The organism is Arthrobacter sp. 05T45 (assembly GCF_056395875.1).
Map to the genome: position 1 here is coordinate 15,963 of NZ_JBFTKI010000010.1, position 20,177 is coordinate 36,139.

Here is a 20,177-nt window from a genome sequence, read left to right on the forward strand (position 1 = left end):
GTGTCCGGGCCCACGAAAGAGGCGGGCACCGTGGTGCCCGCCTCAAGCGATTCGTGATTGTTCTAACACCGGGGCTAGGAGGCGGAGTCAAGCACGATCTGCTGCACGTCGAGGTAGCCCGTTTCAAACCCGGCCCGGGAGTAGCAGAGGTAGAACAGCCACATCCGCTGGAAGACCGCGTCGAAGCCCATGGCCCCCACCTCGTCCTCGCGGGCCATGAACCGCTCTTCCCAGAGCCGCAGCGTCTGGGCGTAATGCTCACCCATGGCGAGGCGTTCGCGGACGCGCAGTCCGGTCTGCTTCGCCGTGATGTCCTCGATGGCGCGGACGGACGGAATGACCCCGCCCGGGAAGATGTACTTGTGCACCCAGGTGTAGCTGGTGCGGGTGGCCATGAGCCGGTCGTGGGCGATCGTGATGGCCTGGATGGCCACCTTGCCGCCCGGGGCCAGGACCCGCTCGATGGTCTGGAAGTAGGTGGCCCAGTATTCGAAGCCGACGGCCTCGATCATTTCGACCGAGACGACGGCGTCGTACTCGCCCTCCACGGCGCGGTAGTCCTTGAGCTCGATCGTGACGGCGTCGGCGTAGCCGGCCTCGGCCACGCGCTGGCGGGCCAGTTCCTGCTGCTCGCTGGAGAGCGTCACGGAGTAGACGGTGGCGCCGCGGGCGGCGGCGCGCAGGGCAAGCTCTCCCCAGCCGGTGCCGATTTCCAGGACCCGGGTGCCTTCCTTCACACCGGCCTTGTCCAGCAGCCGGTCAATCTTGGCCTGCTGCGCTGCGGCCAGCCCGTCCCAGGCCACGTTCCGCAGGGAGTCGCCGCTTTCCGGGAAGAGAGCGCTGGAGTACGTCATGGTGCTGTCCAGGAACGAGGCGAAGAGCTCGTTGGAGAGGTCGTAGTGCCGGGAGATGTTGGAGCGGGTGTTCTTCTCCGTGTTCCGTTCCCTGCGCGGCTGGCGCGGCAGGTACAGGCCGCGCAGCTTCTGCAGCGGCTCGGGAACGAGCGTGCCGACGCGGGAGGCAAACACCTCCATGACGGCGGTGAGGTCATCGGCGTCCCAGTCGCCGGCCATGAAGGACTCGCCCAGGCCGATCAGGCCGCCGTCGCCGAGGCGGGTGGCGAAGGCAACGGGTCGGTTGATGGTCATGACGGGATAGCCGGCGGCAGCCTGGTCAGAGGCGGTGCCGGCGGGTACCTGGTCGGAGGGAGCCGTGCCCAGTGCTGCTTTGCCCAATACTGTGCCGTCCGGGTACCGGACTTCCAGCGGCAGCCTGCGCACGGCCGCCTTGAAGATGGCGTCCGCAGCGCGTCCGGCCACACGGGCCTTGAGGCTCGAGGGCACCGTGGCGATGCTGGGCCAGATGGCGGCGTCGATGGTGGCGGGAGGCTGGGGAACGGTGTACGGCACCCTGCTGGTGACGAGCCCGCTGTCGACGGCGCTGCCGGCAACTGCGCTGCTGTGAGTGGTGCCCTGTGCCCGTCCCGTACCGGATCCGGTCGCTTCGGTCATTGTCACTGAACTGCCTCCTGTGAAGGGTGGTGTGGTTTTTTGATGATGGGCAGGCGGCGCGCCCACAGTTTGATGCCCTGCCAGCGGATCTGCGCCGCGACACGCAGCGGGGCCGCGGGTACGGCGAGCGCCGCGGACACGATGTTCCGCACGCTTGCTTGGTGCCGGACGCCGTCCATGGTGGCGATGAAGGGCTGCTGTCCCTCCCGTTCCAGGACGATCGATACGGCGAGCCGTTCGCCGGGTTCGGGGAGCTTCATGCGGTACTCGCCGTCGACGTCGTTGAACGGCGAGACGTAGAACGCCTTCGGGACGCTCGCCCTGCCCGTGGCGTCGGTTTCGAGGAGGTAGCAGTGCCGCTCCCCGTACGTGTTGTGGACCTCGGCGACGACGCAGCGCAACTCACCGGAGGCACTATGGCACCAGAACACGCTCAGCGGGTTGAACACGTGCCCGAACACCCGGGCGCTGGCAAGCATGGTGATGCGCCCGCCGTCGGGCTTTATCCCCTGGGTGGCAAGGTAGTTTTCCACGTTGCCGCGCAGGGTGCCGTCCGGATCACCGAGGTGGTCCTCCACCCGGAATCCCGCCAGCGGCCGCAGCAGGCGCGGCAGCTGCGGGAGATGGTCGACGTCGACATACCAGCTGTAGCTGCGGTAGGTAAACGCGTTGCGCAGCGGAGTCCGCCGCACATGGGCGATGGCAGTGCGGTAGATGGCCGCGCCGTGGAGGCCGGCCGGATGGATGGTGGCCGGCGCGCTCATGGCACCTCCACCGCAGTCGGCGGAACTGCGGCCGACTGAACTGTGGCCGGTTGAAAGTCCGGGTCCACGGCCACCGAGCCGATATTAACAGTGTCGCTGTTGACCGGGCCCCAGTCGCGGCCGAGCCGGGCGGCCGCCTTGAGGCCGGACAGGGCGCCGTCCTCGTGGAATCCCCAGCCGTGGTACGCGCCGGCGAAAGCCAGCCGCCCGTCGCCGAGTCCGAGGATCCGCTGCTGCGCCGCCAGCGACTCCGGGGTGTACTGCGGGTGCTCGTAGACCATCCGGTCCAGGACCGTGGCGTCGTCGATCAGCTCGGATTCGCCGAGGCTGACGATGTACCGGCCGCCGTCGACGGGTTCCAGCCGTTGCAGCCGGGTCATGTCGTAGCTGACCAGGACCTTGTCCGGCCGGGCGTCGCAGGACGGCAGCCGGTAGTTCCAGGAGGCCTGGGCGTTGGGGCTGGCCGGCAGCACGGCCTCGTCCCGGTGGAAGAGCGTCTGGTTCACCGAATACGGCATGCCGCCAAGGGCGGCCCTCTCGGCCGCCGAGGCGTCGGTGAGCATGCGCAGGGCCTGCGCCGGGTGGGTGGCGATGACGACGGCGTCAAAGGTCTCGCGCACGGTCCCGGCACCGAGCGCGGACGTGACGTCGACGCCGTCGGCGTGCCGGTGCACCGTGGTGACCGGGCTGGCGAGCCGGATGTCCGGCAGGGTCGCGGCGACCTTGTTGACGTAGCTGCGCGAGCCGCCGGTGACGGTCCGCCATTGCGGGGAGCCCTTGACGCCGAGCAGGCCGTGGTGGCCCAGGAAGGTGAACAGGTAGCGGGCCGGGTAGGCCAGCGCGGTGGTGGGGTCGCAGGACCAAACGGCGCTGACCACGGGGGTCATAAAGTGCGAGATGAAATAGCTGCTGAACTTCTCCTGGGCCAGGAACTCCCCCAGGGTGAGCTCGTGTCCGGCGACTGCCGTGCCTGTGGCGGGTTCGGCCAGCAGGGCGCGGGCCCGGCGGTGGAACCGGGTGACTTCCAGCAGCATCCGCAGGTAGCGTCCACGCAGCAGGGTGGACGGCCGGGGAATGATCCCGCGCCCCTTGGCCCGTGCGCCGGCGTATTCCAGCCCGCAGCCGTCGCAGCGGACGGACATGCTCATTTCGGAGTCCTGGGTTTCGACGCCGAGCTCGGCGAACAGGCGCAGGAGCGTGGGATACGTCCGTTCGTTGTGGACGATGAAGCCGGTGTCCACGCCCAGCGTGGGTCCGTTCTGCTGCGGCACATCGTGGGTGTGGGCGTGGCCGCCGAGCCGGGAGTCGGCCTCGAAGAGCGTTACCCGGTCCTGCCCGTTCAGCACGTACGCGGCGGTCAGCCCCGCCACTCCGCTGCCGATGACGGCGACGCGCCGGCCTGCCGGAATCCCTGCTGCTTGCGACACTGATCTGCTCCTGTTGTCTGGCCCGAAGTCTCTTATGGGCAATTCGGTGCCGTCGGGCGGCCGGATGAGTATGAATGTGGAATTTTTCAGTTCTGCTGTCAGACCCTCGCCAGTGACGCCGTCAGCTGCCACTCGAGTTGGGTTCCTCGGATTCTCCTGCATGTGCCCGGCCGCGCAGCGCAGACTTTCCGTGCGGACCTTCCGGCAGACACATCAGCACGCAGCCCAGCACGGCCGCCGGAGGGCCGGATATGCCACAATGAAGCGGGAATTCCGGTCCCGTCTCCGTGGACCCGCAACCAGGCGAAGGGCAACCCTTGATCAACCCCGTCCATCTCCGGACCCTTGTGGAAGTGATCCGGCTTGGATCGTTTGCGGCCGCCGCCACCCGGTTGGGCTACACGGCTTCGGCCGTCTCCCAGCAAATGTCGGCACTGGAACGCGACACCGGCGTCACCTTGTTCCAGCGCGCGGCCCGCAGCATCCAGCCGACCGAAGCCGCCATCGTCATGACCCGGCACGCCGCCAAGGTCCTGACGGACATCGAGACGCTGATGGCCGCCGCCTCCCGGGCGCAGGAAAGTCCCAGCCAGGAGCTGCGGCTGGGCATCTTCCCGAGCCTCGCCACCTATGTGCTGCCGCCGATCCTGCGGAACCCGGCCTGGAAGAAGCTCGGCATCGACCTGCGGGTCTCGGTCGCGGAACCGGCCCAGACCATCCAGGGGCTGCGGACCGGCGGCGAACTCGACGTCGCCCTGGTGTACCAGGTGGGTCAATCCGGCCTCGCCTGGCCGCACACCGTGGACCGGCAGTGGATCGGCGACGACGACTTCCGCGTGGTGCTGCCGGCGGCCTGGGGCATCGGCACGGATTCCAAGGTCGCCGCGCCGCACCTATCGGACATGCCCTGGATCATGCACCACCCCGGCACGTCCGACGCCACGGTGATTGAACGGCTCTTCGCGAGCTGCAACCTGCACCCCCGCGTGGTGGCCTACAGCGATGACTTCCACGCGAGCCTTGAGATGGCGGCCGCCGGGCTCGGCGCCGCTCTGGTCCCCGACCTCGCCCTGCGGCACCGGCCTGCCGGCGTGGTGGTCCTCGATGTGCCGGAGATCCGGCTGGCACGGAATGTTTTCGCCCTGCTGATCAATGAGAAACGGACGGCCCAGGTCCAGCTGTTCGTGGAGCTGCTGGCCGAAACGATGCACCGGCCCGGGACCACGGGAAGGGACTGAGCTCAAGGGACCGTTAGCCCGGCGGGCGTTCAGCGCTTCCTGGCCCGCTTCCCGACCGGCGCCACGAGTGCGTCGATGATCCGGTGCTTGGTCCGGGTGTACGGCGGGTAGATCAGTTCCAGCGTGTCCGGCCACAGCGGCTTGTCCAGGGTGGGGCGCTCATGCGAGAACGTCCGCACCGAATGTTCCCCGTGATAGGCCCCCATGCCGCTGCCGCCGACCCCGCCGAAGGGAAGCCCGGGGACTGACAGGTGGGCCGCCGGTACATCGAAGCACAGGGCCCCCGACGAGGTCCGCCCGGCGAAGGCGCGGCGCGTCTGCGGATCGTTGCTGAAGACGTAGAGTGCCAGCGGCTTGGCGCGCCCGTTGACCTCCTCGATGGCCGCGTCGAGCCCGTCCACGGGCACCAGTGGCAGCAGGGGTCCGAAGATTTCTTCCGCCATGACGGCGTCGCCGGGCGCCGGGCGCAGCAGGGTCGGCGCAAAGTAGCGGCTGGCGGCGTCGCGCTGTCCGCCGTGCACCACCGTGCTGGCGTCGGCGAGGGCCGCGAGCCGTGCGAAGTGGCGGTCATCGACTATCCGGCCGTACGACGGGCTCGCCGCCGGGTCCGGTCCGAAGAGCGCCGTAACGGCCTTGATCAGCTCGGCCTGCAGCGGCTCCAGGACCTCCTCCCGGGCCAGGACGTAGTCGGGTGCGACGCACGTCTGCCCGGCGTTCATGAACCGGCCCCAGGCGATGCGTTTGGCCGCCGTGGCCAGGTCCGTGGATGTATCGACGTAGGCCGGGGACTTGCCGCCGAGCTCCAGCGTCACCGGGGTCAGGTGCTCGGCCGCCGCGCGCATGACCACCTTGGCCGCGGCTTCTCCCCCGGTGAAGAAGATGTGGTCGAAGCGTTCGGCCAGGAGGGCGGTGGTCTCCGGGATGCCGCCCTCAACCAGTTCGGCGGCGCCGGCCAGGTATTCGGGAATCCAGCGGGCCAGTACGGCCGAGGTGGCCGGGGCATGTTCGCTCGGCTTGAGGACCACGGTGTTTCCCGCGGCCAGGGCGCCGGCGAGCGGGGCGAGCAGCAGTTGCAGCGGGTAGTTCCACGGCCCGATCACCAGCACCACGCCCAGCGGGGTGAGTTCGGTCCAGGCGCGGGCCGGCCGCACTGCCAGCGGCACCGGCACGCGCCGGGGCCGCAGCCAGCCTTCGAGGTGCCGCTCCAGGTGCGCCGCCTCGGCGTCCACGAACCCGATCTCTGCGAGCTGCGCCTCGGTGTGGTGCTTGCCCAGGTCGCGGGCGAGGGCTTCGGCGAAGTCCGCGTGCCGCTCCGCGAGCATGCGCCGCAGCCGGCGCAGCTGATCCAGCCGCCAGGTGAGCGGGCGGGTGGTCCCGGCGTCGAACGCGGCCCGGGCACGGCCGACGGGTGAGATTACATGCTGCATCCGATCAATGTACAGTCATGCGGCCGTCCGCCGGTCCGGTACCGGTGACTCCGGTACGGAAAACCCTGCCAACGCTGGAATGGTCCGGTTTTCAGGACTATGTTGAAGATATGAACAAGGTAGCGAGCAAGCACTTCGGCGAGGTCGAGCTCAACCACGGACGGGAGCATAATCTCACCGCCACGCATGAGCTGGCGGGCCAGACCGTGGAGCTTGACCTGAATGTCAACGCGCATGACCATTTCGATGAAGCGGCCATGCATAAAGTTGACTACCGCCTGCGCTTCCTGCCCGAACTCGTGGACCAGGTCCGCGAAATGATCGCCGAGGAACTGGACCAGGAAGGCACCAGTCCGCAGGAGTACCGCCACTTCCATTGCAACGCGATCAAGGACGAACACCTCAAGAAGGTCTTCGGCGTCGAGGACAAGAGCCAGCTGACCGACGAGGTCTTCCTCAAGGCGCTCAAGCTCGGCCACGTGGGCATCTACCCCGGCCAGCCGGAACGCTACTTCGTCCTCGATTTCACGCTGGGCCAGCACTTCACCGACGAGGTCCTCGTCGCTTCCGCGGATGAGGACGGCGTCGTCGACGACGAAATCCTCTGGGAGTCCTGACCCGGGCATCCTGAGTCGCTGGTAGTCCTGCATCGACTGCTCCGTAGATGCCTTTCCGGGCGCTCAAAACGGCGGCTGCCCAGCAATCGATGATCAAGAACGTACGACGCCGGCCGGTCACCTTGGAGGGTGACCGGCCGGCGTCGTTTGTGCGTGGAGCGGGCTCCTTGACGGCTGCTTGCCTGGTGGCCTGTTACTTGGCGGCTGAGAGCAGTTCGGCGCGGACCGTCCTGGTGGCCGTGACGAGGTTGCGCAGGGACTCTTCAGTCTCGGCGTAGCCGCGGGTCTTCAGGCCGCAGTCCGGGTTGACCCAGAGCTGGCGGGACGGGACGTGCTTGACGGCTGTGCTGAGCAGTTCGGTGACTTCCTGTTCGCCCGGGACGCGGGGCGAGTGGATGTCGTAGACGCCCGGGCCAACGCCGCGGCCGAAGCCGTGGGACTCGAGGTCGTGGACGACCTCCATGCGGGAGCGGGCGGCCTCGATCGAGGTGACGTCGGCGTCGAGGCCGTCGATCGCGTCGATGATGGCGCCGAACTCGGAGTAGCACAGGTGTGTGTGGACCTGGGTGGCGTCCGCGGCACCTGCGGTGGAGAGCCGGAAGGACTTCACGGACCAGTCCAGGTACGCGGCCTGGTCGGCCTTGCGCAGCGGCAGGAGCTCGCGCAGGGCGGGCTCGTCCACCTGGATGACCTTGATGCCGGCGGCCTCGAGGTCGGCGATCTCGTCGCGGAGGGCCAGCGCCACCTGGTTGGCGGTCTCGCCAAGCGGCTGGTCATCGCGGACGAAGGACCAGGCCAGGATGGTGACCGGGCCGGTGAGCATGCCCTTCATCGGCTTGCTGGTCAGGGACTGCGCGTACTCGGCCCACTTCACCGTGATCGGGGCGCTGCGGGTGACGTCGCCCCACAGGATGGACGGTCGGGTGCAGCGCGAGCCGTAGGACTGGACCCAGCCGTGGACGGTGACGTCGAAGCCTTCGAGGTTCTCGGCGAAGTACTGGACCATATCGTTGCGTTCGGGCTCGCCGTGGACCAGGACGTCGAAGCCGAGCTCTTCCTGCAGCTGAACGACGCGCTTGATCTCGTCCTTCATGAGCTGCTCGTACTGCTCCGTGGTGAGGTCGCCGCGGTTGGCGCGGGCCCTGGCGGTGCGGATTTCGCCGGTCTGCGGGAAGGAGCCGATGGTGGTGGTGGGCAGCGGAGGCAGGTGCAGCGCCTTGTCCTGGGCTGCCTCGCGGACAGCGTAGGCGGAGCGGTTGAAGTCGGCGCCGGTCAGGGCGGCGGTGCGGGCCCGGACGTCGCTGCGGCGGACGCCTTCGGCCTCGGCGCGGGAGGCGATGACGCGGGTGGCCTCGTCGATGGCGGGCTGGACGGCTGCCGCGTCGGTCAGCAGACCGGCGAGGGTGACGACTTCAACGGCCTTCTGGTCGGCGAAGGCCAGCCAGCTGCGCAGCTGCTCGGAGAGTTGGACTTCCTCGTCGACGTCGTGCGGGACGTGCTGCGTGGACGTGGAGGTGCTGATGGCCAGCTTGGCCACCGACTTCTTCAGTTCGGCGATCTTCTTCGCGGAGGCGGCGAGGTCGTTGCGCCAGATGTTGTGGCCGTCCACGACGCCGGCGACGAGGGTCTTGTTGCCCAGCGCGGCCAGGGCAGCGGCGGACGGGACCTCGCCCTTGAAGACGTCCAGGTGCAGGGCGTCGATGCCGGTGGCGGCGAGGGTGCCGAGCTGGCCGTTGAGCGCGCCGTACGGGGTGGAGACGAAAAGCTGCGGGCGCCGGGCCGCGGCGGCCAGGGCCTCGTAGGAGCGGGCGACGGCGGCCTGGATTTCCACGGCCGGGGTGTCCTGGTCCACCACGAGGGCGGGCTCGTCGAGCTGGACCCAGCTGGCGCCGGCGGCGGCGAGCTTCTGAAGCAGCGCCGTGTAGACCGGGAGGACGTCCTCCAGGCGGGACAGCGGGCTGAAGCCGGCCGGGGCGTCGTCGGAGGCCTTGCTCAGCAGCAGGAACGTGACCGGGCCGACGATGTACGGGCGGGTCTCGACGCCGTTGGCGAGGGCGTATTCGAATTCCTCGACGATCCGGTTCGAGGTCAGCGCGAAGTTGGTCTCCGGCCCGATTTCCGGCACGAGGTAGTGGTAGTTGGTGTCGAACCACTTGGTCATTTCCAGCGGCTGCTGGTCCTTGTTGCCGCGGGCCAGGGTGAAGTAGCCGTCGATGTCGAGCTGGCCCTGCGCGTTGAGGAGGTTCCCGAAGCGGGCCGGCACGGCGCCGAGGTGGGCGGCGGCGTCGAGTACCTGGTCGTAGTAGGAGAAGGTGCCGGGCACCGCGGCGGCTTCGGTCAGGCCCAGGCCCTGGAGCCGCTTGGCGCTGCCGAGCTGGATTTCCTTGGCGGCCGCGTCCAGGGCTGCGGCGTCGATCTTGCCGGCCCAGTAGGCCTCGACGGCCTTCTTGAGTTCGCGGCGGCGGCCGATGCGCGGGTAGCCCAGGATCGAGGCGGCCGGGAACGGAGTGGGGTTGAGTGTGTTCACTGCAGTCATGGGAAGTCCTAAGTGTTGGTGGTGTGGTGCGGAGGGAAGTTGTGTTTTCCTGGCGCGGTCAGCTGGCGAACTGGCGGCGGCTGGCCGTGTGCCGGTTGCCGCTGTTCTTGTTGCCGCTTCGCGGGCGGGGCAGCGCGAGTTTGTCCAGCACGTCCAGGGCCGCGGCGTGCTCATTGAACGTGTAGAGGTGGATGCCGGGGGCTCCGGCGTCCAGGGCTGCGTTGGCGAGATCAACGGTGGCGCTGACCCCGATCCGTGTCCGTTCGGCGTCGGTGTCGGCAGCCGCGAGGCTTTCGATGAGTTCCGGGGCCGGTTCGACGCCGGTCAGTTCCCCGAGCCGGGCGAGCCGCCGGAGGCTGGTGAGCGGCATGACCCCGGGAATGATCGGGATGGTCACCCCGGCCCGGCGTGCCCGGGCCAGGAGGTCGGCGTACTGCTCGGTGTGGAAGAAGACCTGGGTGATGGCGAAGTCGGCGCCGGAGCGCTGCTTGGCCAGCAGGACCTCGACGTCGTGCGCCTCGCTCGGGGATTCCGGGTGCCGGGTCGGGTAGGCGGCGACGCCGACCGCGACCCTGCCGGCGCACAACAGCGCCGAACGGCGCTGCTCCACGCGGCGGATGAGTTCGATCAGGTCCTGGGCGTACCGGAGCGATCCCGGCGGCGGGGTTTCTCCATCCTTGGGCCGGTCGCCGCGGAGGGCGAGGATGCCGCGGACGCCGACGTCGAGCAGTTCGCCGATGATCTCCGCCAGTTCCTGCGGTGAATTCCCCACACAGGTCAGGTGGGCCAGGGGCCGGAGCGTCGTTTCCTGCACGAGCCGGTTGACGAGATCGACGGCGGTGCTGCGGTTGGAGCCGTTGGAGCCGTAGGTCACGGACACGTAGTCCGGGTCCGTGGCTTCCAGTTCGCCGATGGTGGTCCAAAGGGATTCCGCGGCTGCGGGCGACCGCGGCGGGAACAGCTCATAGGACAGCGCAACAGGGGCCGCGCCGGCAAGATTGGGATGGGTATCGATAAGGCTTGGTGGTGACATTTGCGTCCTTGGCTTTGAACACTGCCGCCGGGAGATCCGGAAGCCCCGAAGGACCGGAACCAGAAACGGAAACGCCGTCGTCAGTGAATTGAGTTTGGGGAACACGGAGGGAACTTCAGCAGGGCGCAGTCGCGACTGTTACGCCTGATACGAAGTTGTCCGTGAGCAAATGTCAGGCCCACATGGGGGCACCCACACCCTCCTGGGCCGCCCGGGGGCAGCTTTCAGCGGAGGATCGCTGACACGTTACTGAGGTAACTTGTATAGAACTCTAAGGCCGGGCCGTGGGGCCCTTCAAGTCGGTCCCCGAATTAAGACGCACCTTTACGGCCGTTTGCGGCGCCGGGCAGAACAATGTTCGCCCAAGGCGCCATTTTCGCCCCACGCGGCCCGCTCTCCCCAACGCATCCGGGCAGGACTATCCTGTTGCCATGATTCAGCTTCCAGCCAGCTATCAGCAGTACCTCGCCGGCAAGAGCGAGAGCTTCATCAACACGGTCCGGCCAGTCCTCATGCAGTCGGCCGCAGAGAGGTTGCACGGGGTCCGGATTCTCGTGCTTCCGCATGGCCACCAGGCGCATCTGGATGACACCATCCCGTATGGGACGGTGGTTGAGGACATCGACTGACGCCCGGTTAGCCCCTGTCTAGTCGCCCAGGAGCAGGCGCTGGGAACGCGGAGCCAGCGTGTGTTCGAGCACCAGGCAGGCCGCACCGACGGCGCCGACGTCCTCGCCTACCCCCGTGCCCACGACTTCGATCCCATGAATCCTCCGGGTGGCACTGTTCGCCTCAACCAGTCCGGGGACCAGCTCGAGGTAAGCCGCTGAGAGGCAGGTCCAGAACGGGCCGCCGAACACTACCCGGTCCACGTCCAGGGCGTTGGTGACGACCGACACCGCACGGGCCACGAGCACTGCGGACCCACGAATGATTTCCTTGGCTGCGTCGTTGCCGGCTTCGGCGATCGCGCACAACTCGGCGAAACGTTCCTGAACTGCCGGCGCGCTCCTGTCCTGGAGTGAACCATTCAATATCCCGGCCGCCTCAGCCTGCGCCACGAGGACCTGCGGAATGGCGGAGGACTTCACGCAGCCGTGTTGCCCGCAGTCGCAGAGGGCACCGCCCGGGTCGACGATGATGTGCCCGATTTCTCCGGCGTTGCCCGAGGTCCCGCGGACGACTTCGTCGTTGAGCACGATCCCGCAGCCGATCCCGGTCCCCATGTACATGAAGACGAAGCTGCCCTCGCCGCTGGGGCCCCCGGCCCAGGTTTCGGCCACGGCTGCGCTGGTGACGTCCTTGTCCATGAGTGTCGACAGGCCCGTGGCTTCCGCGAGGGCATCCCGCAGCCCCACGTGGTCCCAGCCCGGCAGCAGCGGCGGGTCCACGACGGCGCCTTCGTTGAGGTCGATGGGCCCCGGCGACGCAACCCCGAGCCCGGCGATCCGGTCCGGGTCCACCCCGGAGTCCAGGATGAGCCTCTTGATTTCGCCCGCGATGGTGTCAATGACAGCCCTGGGGTCGGTGCCGGGCGGGGTGGTGATCCGTGAGTGCCGGACGACGGCGCCGAGGAGGTCCAGCACGACGAACGTGAGGACGGCCGGGTCCAGGTGGACGCCCACGGCGTACATCCCGGCGGGATTCAGCCGGAGCATGGTCCTGGGCTTGCCCGGCCCGGTGCCTTCCTTGCCTGCTTCGACGATCAGGTGCTGGTCGAGCAGGCGGCGGGAAATGTTGGAGATGGTCTGCGGCGAGAGTCCGACAATCTGGGCCAGTTCCACCCGGCTCAGCCCGCCGGGTGTGCGGCGGATGGCGTCGAGGATGACTGTGAGGTTGAAGTCGCCCATCTTCGGTAGGTTGGTCCCTCGCCTCGGCGAGGGTTGCCGGAACTCGGTCACTGATACCTCTAAACGTTTTGGCCACGCACAGCAGTTGTCAGAATCGTACGTTACGTGCAGGCGTGCGCCCACACTTGCGCTTTACCGACACAAAGTTTCTTGCGTCAAGGCCGCCGGGTGCTGGCCGTGACCGTGAATTTTGGATTCCTGCCGGCCTCGCGGGTGGGACCGATCAGCCGTTCCAGGGCCGGCCGGTAGTGCAGGTGGCTGTTGAACACGGTCCAGAGCTCCCCGCCCGGGGCAAGCACCCTGCCGGCCGCTTCGATCAGCTTGATCCCCGCGCCGGAGTGGACCGCCGCTTCCAGGTGGAAGGGCGGGTTGAGCAGCACCAGGTCCGCGCTGGCGTCCGGGAGGGAGCTCATGGCGTCGTCCTGAAGCACGTCGATCCGACCGTCCAGGCCGTTGGCCCGGGAGGTGGCCAGGGCTGAGTCGACAGCTGCGGCGGAACGGTCGGTCGCGGTGACGCGGGCGCCGGGGTTGGCGCGGGCGTACATCGCGGCGAGGATTCCGGTGCCGCAGCCAAGGTCGACGGCATGGGTGGCGTGCGGCATCCGGGGCAGGAAGTCCAGCAGGAACCTGGTCCCGATGTCCAGCCCGGTGCCGGCAAAGACGGCGCCCCGGGCGCAGACCGTGAGGCCCAGTTCGTCGTTGACCTCAGTGACCGGGAAGGGTAGCGCGGCCGGGACCGGCCTGGGGCTCCGGGCCAGCAGGAGCCGTGATTTCTGCCGCGCCAGCTGGGGCTGGACATCCTCGAAATAGCGCGCCAGGACGGCGTTCATGCCCAGGCTCATGTGTTTGACGCGTCCGCCCGCGACCAGCACCACTTCGGGCGCCGCATAGCGGGCCACGGCGTCGGCGATTTCCTCAAGTTCCGCCAGGGACCGGGGCAACTGCAGCAAGACCAGGGAGGCTCCCTCCAGCAGTTCGGCGCCCAACGGGAGGTGCTTGAAGCCGCCGTCGATGCCCAGGGCCTCGGCGTTCGCCCGCAGTGCCCGTTCACCGGTGATGAGGTCCTGCTGGACGCGCACAGCGTCCGCCCCGAGGTTCAGTGCGCCGAGGGTGAGGGCACCGTACCGGTCCCCCACCACCGCGAGCCGGCCGCCGGGCTGCAGCAGGCCGGCCGCGGGCATCTCAAGGGCAGAGTCCAGCAGGAGCCTGTCCGTGGCGTCCCAGGCCTGCAGGTTGTCGGCCTCGACGTCCGGGAATCTTCTCAGCCGGGCAAAGAGGGATTCGAAGCTGTTGTCCGCCACGCGCGTTGTGCCGCCGTTTCTTCTCGGGCTTGGGTATGGTGCTGGCAGTCGGAGCCGGGTGTGAGGCCTCCCCCGGCGCTGCTCTGCAGGTCTTACGTTTTACGTTATACCGGACCGGGCCAGCAGGGTGACGATTCCGGCGACGGCGGCCCGGCCGGCCCGGTTGGCGCCGATGGTGGACGAGGAAGGCCCGTAGCCGACGAGGTGCACCCGCGGCTCGCCCGCGACCTGGGTGCCGTTCATCGCGATGCCGCCGCCGGGTCCGCGCAGGTGCAGCGGGGCGAGGTGTTCGAGTTCGGCCCGGAATCCCGTGGCCCACAGGATGGCCCCGGCGGCCAGGAAGCTGCCGTCAGTCATCCGGACCCCGTCGGGTTCGATCGCGGTGAACATGGGGTGCCGGTCCAGGGCGCCGCGCGCGGCGGCGGCGCGCAGGGCCGGGGTCCAGATCAGGCCCGTCACGGAGACGACGCTCTGCGGCGGCAGGCCCTGGCGCACCCGCTCCTCGACCAGGGCGACGGCGTCGTGGCCGGCCTGCCGGTCGAACGCGGCCTCGCGCCAGACCGGTACCCGGCGCGTGAACCATGTGGTGGTGGTGACCTTGGAGATCTCATCGAGCAGCCCGACGGCCGAGATCCCGCCGCCGACGACGATGACGTGCTGCCCGCGGAATTCGTCGGCGGATACGTAGTCGGCGACGTGCAGCTGCCGGCCGCGGAAGCTGGCCTGGCCCGGATAGATGGGCCAGAATGGCCGGGTCCAGGTGCCGGTTGCGTTGATGAGGGCGCGGGCAGAGAACCGGCCGCGGGAGGTTGCGATGCTCAGCCGCCCGGCGGGGTCATCGTCCTCGCGGCTCACCGACTGCACTTTGACCGGCCGCTCAATCGCGAGGCCGAGGTCGTGCTCGTACCCGCCAAAATAGCGGGTGAGGAAACTGGAGCTGGCCTCGGCGGGGTCCACATCGGGCTGCGGGATTCCCGGGAGGTCGCTGATACCGTTCACCGTGGCCATGAGCAGGCTCTTCCAGCGGTGCCGCCAGGCTCCGCCGGGCCCGTCCTCGGCGTCGAGCACGATGTACGTCCCGGCCGCGGCCGGGCCGGCCGGGTCAGCGCCGGCCGGGACGAAGCCGCGGCGCTGAAGGTGGTAGGCCGCCGACAGGCCCGCCTGGCCGGCGCCGACCACGACGACGTCGGCCGCCCGCACCGTCTCTGCGGTCACGGTCGTGTCCCCGGTCAGATCTTCTTGACGACGCTGGACTTGAGCTGCATGGGGCCCACGCCGTCCACCTTGCAGTCGATGTCGTGGTCTCCAACACCGTTGACCAGGCGGATGCCGCGGACTTTCGTACCGACCTTGATGACGGTGGAGCTGCCCTTGATTTTCAGGTCCTTGACCACGGTGACGGCGTCGCCGTCGGCGAGGACGTTGCCCACCGCGTCCTTGATGACCGCGGCCGGGGGGGTGTCGGCCTTTGTGTCAGTCTCCGCGGATGCGGACCATTCGTGCGCGCACTCCGGGCAGACCAGGAGCGCCCCCATTTCGTAGGTGTATTCGCTGGAGCATTCGGGGCACGGGGGCAGGGAGTCGTTCACCCGACCAAGTTTAGTCGCCGCCTGTGCCCGCCCGAATTCTTGCCGCTTATTCCCGCCGCTTTTTCTCGCCGCTGGCGGGGCGCCCTAGAACGGGTTCAGCAGGCGGTCCACGAACTGCCGAGTGCGTTCCTCCCGCGGGTCCCGCAGAACGGTGTCAGGGTGGCCGCGTTCGACCACCACGCCGCCGTCCATGAAGATGACCTCGTCGGCCACCTGACGGGCGAACGCGAGCTCGTGGGTGACCACCACCATGGTCCAGCCTTCGTCAGCGAGTTCCTTGATGACGGTCAGGACCTCGCCCACGAGCTCGGGGTCCAGCGCAGAGGTGGGCTCGTCGAAGAGCAGCAGTTGCGGGCGCAGGGCGAGGGCACGCACAATGCCGACGCGCTGCTGCTGCCCGCCGGAGAGCTCGAACGGGTAGCTGTTCTCCTTGCCGGTCAGGCCGACGCGGGCCAACAGGTCCCGGGCCTCCTGGATCGCGTCCGCCTTGGGCCGCTTCTGCACCTGGACCGGGCCCTCGATCACGTTCTCCAGGACGGTCTTGTGCGGGAAGAGGTTGTAGTGCTGGAACACCATGGCGCTGCGGTCCCGCAAGGCCAGCACCTGCTTCTTCGCCACCGGTGTGGCGAAGTCCACGGTCAGTTGCCCCGCGAATTCGGCGACGCCGGCGTCGGGCACTTCGAGGCCGTTCAGGCAGCGCAGGACTGTCGTTTTTCCTGATCCGGACGGCCCGATCAACGTGACCACTTCGCCGCGGCGGACTTCAAGGTCGATGGATTTGAGCACAACATGGTGGCCGAACGACTTGCGCAGGCCCGTGACGGTCAGGAGCGGCTCGTCCGGGACAGGAACGTCAGAGGGTTGCGGTTCAGTGGGCGACATAGCGGTCCAATCTCTTCTCCAGGACGGACTGTCCGCTGGCGAGAACGAGGCAGATGACCCAGTAGATCACGGCCGCCTCCAGATACAGCAGCATGAACTCCTGGCTGAAGGCCGCCACCTGCTGCGCCACGCGGAACAGTTCGGTGACGAGGATCAGCGACGCCAGCGACGTGTCCTTGACCAGGCTGATGAAGGTGTTCGACAGCGGCGGAACCGAGACCCGGGCGGCCTGCGGCAGGATGATCCGCACGAGCGTCTGCCGGCGCGACATTCCGATGGTGTGGCCGGCCTCCCACTGGCCCTTCGGAACCGACAGGATGGCCGCCCGGATGACCTCCGCGGCATAGCCGCCGACGTTCAGGGAGAACGCGATGATGGCGCTGGGCCAAGGGCTGATGGTGATTCCGACGGAAGGGAGCCCGTAGAAAATGACGAACAGCTGGACCAAAAGCGGGGTTCCGCGGATGACGGAGATGTAGGTCCGCGCCACCGCCGAAACCAGGCGGTTGCGGCTCAGCCGCATGAGGGCCACCACCAGAGCCAGCAGCAGGCCCAGGCTGAACGAGGCCAGCGCCAAGGGAATGGTGCCGAAGATCGCACCCGTCAGGAGCGGGCCCAGCGATGACCACACGAGTTCCCAGTTGATGCTCATGCCCGGACGCGGCGTTTCTCTGCGGCTTGCACAGGGCTACTTCGAGACGTCGGCGTCGAAGTACTTCTGGGAGATCTTCGTCAGGGTGCCGTCGGCCGCCAGCTCGCCGAGGGCCTTGTTGATGGCATCGGTCAGGCTGGTGGATCCCTTGCGCAGGGTGAACGCGCTCAGCGACTTGTCGGTGGTCTCGGCGGCAATCTTGATGTCGGCGTCGTGGTCGGTCTTCTGGGAGTCCAGGTAGGTCAGCTTGTCGTTGATGGTGGCATCGACGCGGCCCTGCTTGAGCAGCGTGATTGCCTGCGCCCAGCCCTCGACGGCCTCGACGTTGGCGCCGCTCTGCTGCGCCAGCTTGTACCAGTTGCTCGTCAGGGACTGCGCCGTGGTCTTGCCCTTAAGGTCGTCAAAGGAGTGGATGCTGTCGTTGTCCGACTTGGTGACGATCACGCCGGTGCTCACCGTGTACGGGGTGGAGAAGTCGTACTTCGCCTTGCGCTCGTCGGTGATGGAAACCTGGTTGGCGACGACGTCGAACCGTTTGGCGTCGAGGCCGGCGAAGATGGCGTCGAACTGCGTCTCCTGGTAGGAGGGCTTGACGCCCAGCTTCGCGGCGACGGCGTTCATGATCTCCACGTCGTAGCCCGTCAGCTCACCGCTGCCGTTGGCATGGAACGTGAACGGCTTGTAGGTGCCTTCCGTACCGACCTTGAGCACGCCTGCGCTCTTGACGTCGCTGAGGGAGGTGTCCGCACCGGCTGCCGGCGCTGAGCTGGCCGGGGTGGTGGACGCCGACCCGCAGCCTGCCAGGGCGAGCCCTGCAGCGGCGATGAGGCCAATAACGGAAAGTCGTGTGCGCTTCATGATGTTCCTTAGTCGTGGAGCCGGAAATGGCCTTCCAGCTAAGCCGCATGGCGGCTGTCTCCTAGCGACGATAGCAAGGTCCAGCTCAGGGTGGAGAGCCTAAATGACAGTTTATGACGTCCGGTCATGAGACGGTCTTGACGGATGCGACTTTCGAAGTCCCGCATAGCTGTGGAGGGTACGAAAAAGGGAACCACCGCTTAGCGATGATTCCCTTTCTGGTGGAGCTGAGGGGACTCGAACCCCTGACCCCCTGCATGCCATGCAGGTGCGCTACCAGCTGCGCCACAGCCCCTCATTTGCCTGGAAGTTTCGTCCTCCCTGAAGCAACCTGAATAGCCTAAACCACAAATCGCGTTCGCGCTAATCGGCGCGCTGACTCATGGAACAGGGGTGCGGAACGGGGCACAAAATCCAGCATGGAAGCGGGCACAAAAAAATCCGCCGGAATCTTTCGATTCCGGCGGATTATCCGGTGGAGCTGAGGGGACTCGAACCCCTGACCCCCTGCATGCCATGCAGGTGCGCTACCAGCTGCGCCACAGCCCCGAATTTTCGCTGCTCCGAGCATGTCTGCCGACGTGCGATGTTCCGGTTTTTCGTCCGGATTTCTCCGAAGCAACTCAAATATCTTAGACCAGCCCTCCGGAAAATTCCAAATCGGGCATATTCGGCCCGGTTTGGCGTCCGGAGGTGGCCTGAACGCGGGCGCTACTCCGTGTCGGTGCCGGCGGTGGCCTTGGCGGAGGCGTCGTCGCCGAGCTGCAGATCGACGACGGGGCAATCCTTCCACAGGCGTTCGAGGGCGTAGAACACGCGGTCTTCCTCGTGCTGGACGTGGATGACGACGTTGGAGTAGTCCAGCAGCACCCAGCGGCCGCCGGAGCGGCCCTCGCGGCGGACGGGCTTCTGGTCAAACTTGGAGAGCTCGTCCTCGATGCCGTCCACGATCGCGTTGACCTGGCGTTCGCTCGGGGCCGAGGCAATCAGGAAGACGTCGGCCAGGGCCAGCCGTTCGCTGACGTCCAGGGCCACGATGTCCTCGGCAAGCTTCTCCGAGGCAGCGCGGGCTGCGTGGCGGGCGGTAGTGATGGATGAATCGGTTGCAGTCACGGGACTCCTTGTAGTGATGAAAAATTATGGTGATGAAAATGTGGCGCCAGTGGCGGCCTGAGACCTAGTGGGCCAGCCCGGTGACGATCAGCGTGATGCCGGCGATGAGGGCAACGATCCCCACCGCCAGGACGCCGAGCTGGAGCATGCGCAGGCGGCGCGCCCGGCCAAGTCCGGCGGTAGCGGCATCCAGGGGTTCGAGCCCGTAGGCGGCATTCGCGGCTACGGGTTCCCCGCCCACGAGTCTTTCCTCGGCCTCCCCCGCCGAATTTCCCGCGTTTGCCGCGTTTGCAGCCTTTGCCGCGTTTGCCGACCCTGCCCTTCCGGCTTTCGCGGCTGCTTCCGCACGGGCCAGGACGCCGGCCCTGCCAGCGGCAGAACCCGTCGCGGGACCTGCGGCCTTCTGGCGGGAGATGCCCGGCCGCCGCAGGCCGGGTTTCCGTGGCGCGTCCACGCGCGGACCCGGGTTGGTGACAACCGGAACGTACGACGTGGCAGGGCGCTTCATGACGGGCCGCTCCACGCCGGGAACCTTCTCGAATTCCAAGGGTGTGACCATGGCCAGGTTGTTGGCCGTGGTCGGATCGTTGCGGGGCGCCGCCGGCTGGCTGTTTTGTTCGGCAAGCTTTTGCTTGGCGGCGGCGCGGCGGTTCAGGATCGCGGCACGCTCGGCGAGGGCGATCTGCTCGGCCAGGACGGCCGGATCAACGGCATCCGGATCCGTGGCCGCAATGTGTTCCATCTTGGCCACTTGGTTCTTGGCCTGCTCCGCGAGGAGTTCGCGGGCGGCCAGCGCCTGCTCCACGGTCATGCCCTCGGGCGTCGCCCCGCCCGGTCCGGCGCCGTCGGCCGCGGGAGCCTTGGGCGCAGCGGCGGCCTTGGGCGCCGGGGCGGCCGCCCCAGCCGGGGCAGCGTCCTTCGGGGCCGCGTCCTTCGGGGCGGCGTCCTTGGAGGCGGCATCCTTCGGGGCCGGGGGAACCACCGGGGTGGCCCGGGTCCGCGGCGACACCGGGACAATGGTGTTGGCCTGGGTGGCCGGGGCCGTTTCGGTCGCCAGCTCCAAAAGCCTCAACTGGCGTCGCGTGGGCGGCCCTCCGCCGGCCAGCTGGCCTTCCTTCTCGGCGAGTTCCTTGATGGTCCGCAGCGCGGCGCGGTCCCGTGCCCGGACCTGGGAAGACCGCTCCGTGCCAGCGGGCACAGAATCGGCGGCCACAGAATCAGCACGCACAGAGTCAACCGGGGCGTCGGCAACGCGACGGCTCCGGCCGGTGATTTCGGCCTCCGTCGGCTCGCCCGGGCCCGGAGTGTCCAGACGTTCATCTCTGGCCTGCCGCAATTCGCGGCGGCTGCGGATGGGAGGCTGTTCCTGACTCATGGCA

At 68.0% G+C, this 20,177-nt stretch carries 18 protein-coding genes and 2 tRNA genes; 3 read left to right on the top strand and 17 right to left on the bottom strand.

What is annotated here, in order from left to right; all coding sequences use genetic code 11:
* Window positions 1–74 precede the first annotated feature (74 nt).
* Genes AC1DGD_RS11670 through AC1DGD_RS11680 form a run of 3 tightly spaced genes read right to left on the bottom strand, consistent with a single transcriptional unit; the run spans window position 75 to window position 3,702 of the window.
* On the bottom strand, window positions 75–1,517 hold the full coding sequence (locus AC1DGD_RS11670) for a class I SAM-dependent methyltransferase (RefSeq protein WP_476856892.1): 1,443 nt from the start codon (window positions 1,515–1,517) through the stop codon (window positions 75–77).
* A complete protein-coding gene (locus AC1DGD_RS11675) occupies window positions 1,514–2,275 on the bottom strand; it encodes a DUF1365 domain-containing protein (RefSeq protein WP_476856893.1) in 762 nt (253 codons plus the stop codon). The genes AC1DGD_RS11670 and AC1DGD_RS11675 overlap by 4 nt, the downstream gene beginning before the upstream one ends.
* Window positions 2,272–3,702, bottom strand: a complete 1,431-nt coding sequence (locus AC1DGD_RS11680) for an NAD(P)/FAD-dependent oxidoreductase (protein WP_476856894.1) — start codon at window positions 3,700–3,702, stop codon at window positions 2,272–2,274. The genes AC1DGD_RS11675 and AC1DGD_RS11680 overlap by 4 nt, the downstream gene beginning before the upstream one ends.
* Window positions 3,703–4,019: 317 nt before the next feature.
* Here AC1DGD_RS11680 and AC1DGD_RS11685 point away from each other — a divergent pair, with 317 nt between their 5' ends.
* Complete coding sequence (locus tag AC1DGD_RS11685; protein ID WP_476856895.1) at window positions 4,020–4,940, top strand: LysR family transcriptional regulator; 921 nt, start codon at window positions 4,020–4,022, stop codon at window positions 4,938–4,940.
* A gap of 29 nt (window positions 4,941–4,969) precedes the next feature.
* Here AC1DGD_RS11685 and AC1DGD_RS11690 read toward each other — a convergent pair whose 3' ends face one another.
* Window positions 4,970–6,367: an aldehyde dehydrogenase family protein gene (locus AC1DGD_RS11690; RefSeq protein WP_476856896.1), complete on the bottom strand. Its 1,398-nt coding sequence runs from the start codon at window positions 6,365–6,367 to the stop codon at window positions 4,970–4,972.
* A gap of 110 nt (window positions 6,368–6,477) precedes the next feature.
* Between AC1DGD_RS11690 and AC1DGD_RS11695 the strand changes: the two genes are divergently transcribed.
* Window positions 6,478–6,984: a DUF2004 domain-containing protein gene (locus AC1DGD_RS11695; protein WP_026537142.1), complete on the top strand. Its 507-nt coding sequence runs from the start codon at window positions 6,478–6,480 to the stop codon at window positions 6,982–6,984.
* Between the two features lie 193 nt (window positions 6,985–7,177).
* On the opposite strand, the gene metE is transcribed toward AC1DGD_RS11695, so the two are convergent.
* Both metE and AC1DGD_RS11705 read right to left on the bottom strand, forming a co-directional pair.
* Window positions 7,178–9,520, bottom strand: a complete 2,343-nt coding sequence (metE, locus tag AC1DGD_RS11700) for a 5-methyltetrahydropteroyltriglutamate--homocysteine S-methyltransferase (RefSeq protein ID WP_476856897.1) — start codon at window positions 9,518–9,520, stop codon at window positions 7,178–7,180.
* A 58-nt stretch (window positions 9,521–9,578) separates the two neighbouring features.
* Window positions 9,579–10,553 carry a methylenetetrahydrofolate reductase gene (locus tag AC1DGD_RS11705; RefSeq protein WP_476856898.1) on the bottom strand — a complete coding sequence of 325 codons (975 nt, stop codon included), beginning with the start codon at window positions 10,551–10,553 and terminating at the stop codon, window positions 9,579–9,581.
* A 431-nt stretch (window positions 10,554–10,984) separates the two neighbouring features.
* Between AC1DGD_RS11705 and AC1DGD_RS11710 the strand changes: the two genes are divergently transcribed.
* Window positions 10,985–11,182: a hypothetical protein gene (locus AC1DGD_RS11710; protein ID WP_018773338.1), complete on the top strand. Its 198-nt coding sequence runs from the start codon at window positions 10,985–10,987 to the stop codon at window positions 11,180–11,182.
* 18 nt (window positions 11,183–11,200) lie between these two features.
* Here AC1DGD_RS11710 and AC1DGD_RS11715 read toward each other — a convergent pair whose 3' ends face one another.
* The 11 genes from AC1DGD_RS11715 to AC1DGD_RS11765 form a co-directional block, all read right to left on the bottom strand.
* Window positions 11,201–12,403 (bottom strand): ROK family transcriptional regulator, encoded by a 1,203-nt coding sequence (locus AC1DGD_RS11715; RefSeq protein ID WP_476856899.1) that lies wholly within the window; start codon window positions 12,401–12,403, stop codon window positions 11,201–11,203.
* A 155-nt stretch (window positions 12,404–12,558) separates the two neighbouring features.
* Window positions 12,559–13,704, bottom strand: coding sequence for a class I SAM-dependent methyltransferase (locus AC1DGD_RS11720; protein WP_476856900.1), 1,146 nt, complete (start codon window positions 13,702–13,704; stop codon window positions 12,559–12,561).
* 99 nt (window positions 13,705–13,803) lie between these two features.
* Window positions 13,804–14,919: an NAD(P)-binding domain-containing protein gene (locus tag AC1DGD_RS11725; protein WP_476856901.1), complete on the bottom strand. Its 1,116-nt coding sequence runs from the start codon at window positions 14,917–14,919 to the stop codon at window positions 13,804–13,806.
* A gap of 14 nt (window positions 14,920–14,933) precedes the next feature.
* A complete protein-coding gene (locus AC1DGD_RS11730) occupies window positions 14,934–15,293 on the bottom strand; it encodes a zinc ribbon domain-containing protein YjdM (RefSeq protein WP_476856902.1) in 360 nt (119 codons plus the stop codon).
* Window positions 15,294–15,377: 84 nt separating this feature from the next.
* The gene (locus AC1DGD_RS11735) at window positions 15,378–16,175 is read right to left on the bottom strand and encodes an amino acid ABC transporter ATP-binding protein (RefSeq protein ID WP_476850130.1); all 798 of its coding nucleotides are present in this window, start codon (window positions 16,173–16,175) and stop codon (window positions 15,378–15,380) included.
* Complete coding sequence (locus AC1DGD_RS11740) at window positions 16,162–16,827, bottom strand: amino acid ABC transporter permease (RefSeq protein ID WP_476856903.1); 666 nt, start codon at window positions 16,825–16,827, stop codon at window positions 16,162–16,164. The genes AC1DGD_RS11735 and AC1DGD_RS11740 overlap by 14 nt, the downstream gene beginning before the upstream one ends.
* 36 nt (window positions 16,828–16,863) lie before the next feature.
* The gene (locus AC1DGD_RS11745) at window positions 16,864–17,685 is read right to left on the bottom strand and encodes an amino acid ABC transporter substrate-binding protein (protein ID WP_230008769.1); all 822 of its coding nucleotides are present in this window, start codon (window positions 17,683–17,685) and stop codon (window positions 16,864–16,866) included.
* Between the two features lie 219 nt (window positions 17,686–17,904).
* Window positions 17,905–17,980: transfer RNA gene (locus AC1DGD_RS11750), tRNA-Ala, on the bottom strand.
* A 181-nt stretch (window positions 17,981–18,161) separates the two neighbouring features.
* A tRNA-Ala gene (locus AC1DGD_RS11755) sits at window positions 18,162–18,234 on the bottom strand.
* A gap of 162 nt (window positions 18,235–18,396) precedes the next feature.
* On the bottom strand, window positions 18,397–18,798 hold the full coding sequence (gene rsfS, locus AC1DGD_RS11760) for a ribosome silencing factor (protein WP_018773346.1): 402 nt from the start codon (window positions 18,796–18,798) through the stop codon (window positions 18,397–18,399).
* 64 nt (window positions 18,799–18,862) lie between these two features.
* Window positions 18,863–20,173: a hypothetical protein gene (locus AC1DGD_RS11765; RefSeq protein ID WP_476856904.1), complete on the bottom strand. Its 1,311-nt coding sequence runs from the start codon at window positions 20,171–20,173 to the stop codon at window positions 18,863–18,865.
* Window positions 20,174–20,177 lie beyond the last annotated feature (4 nt).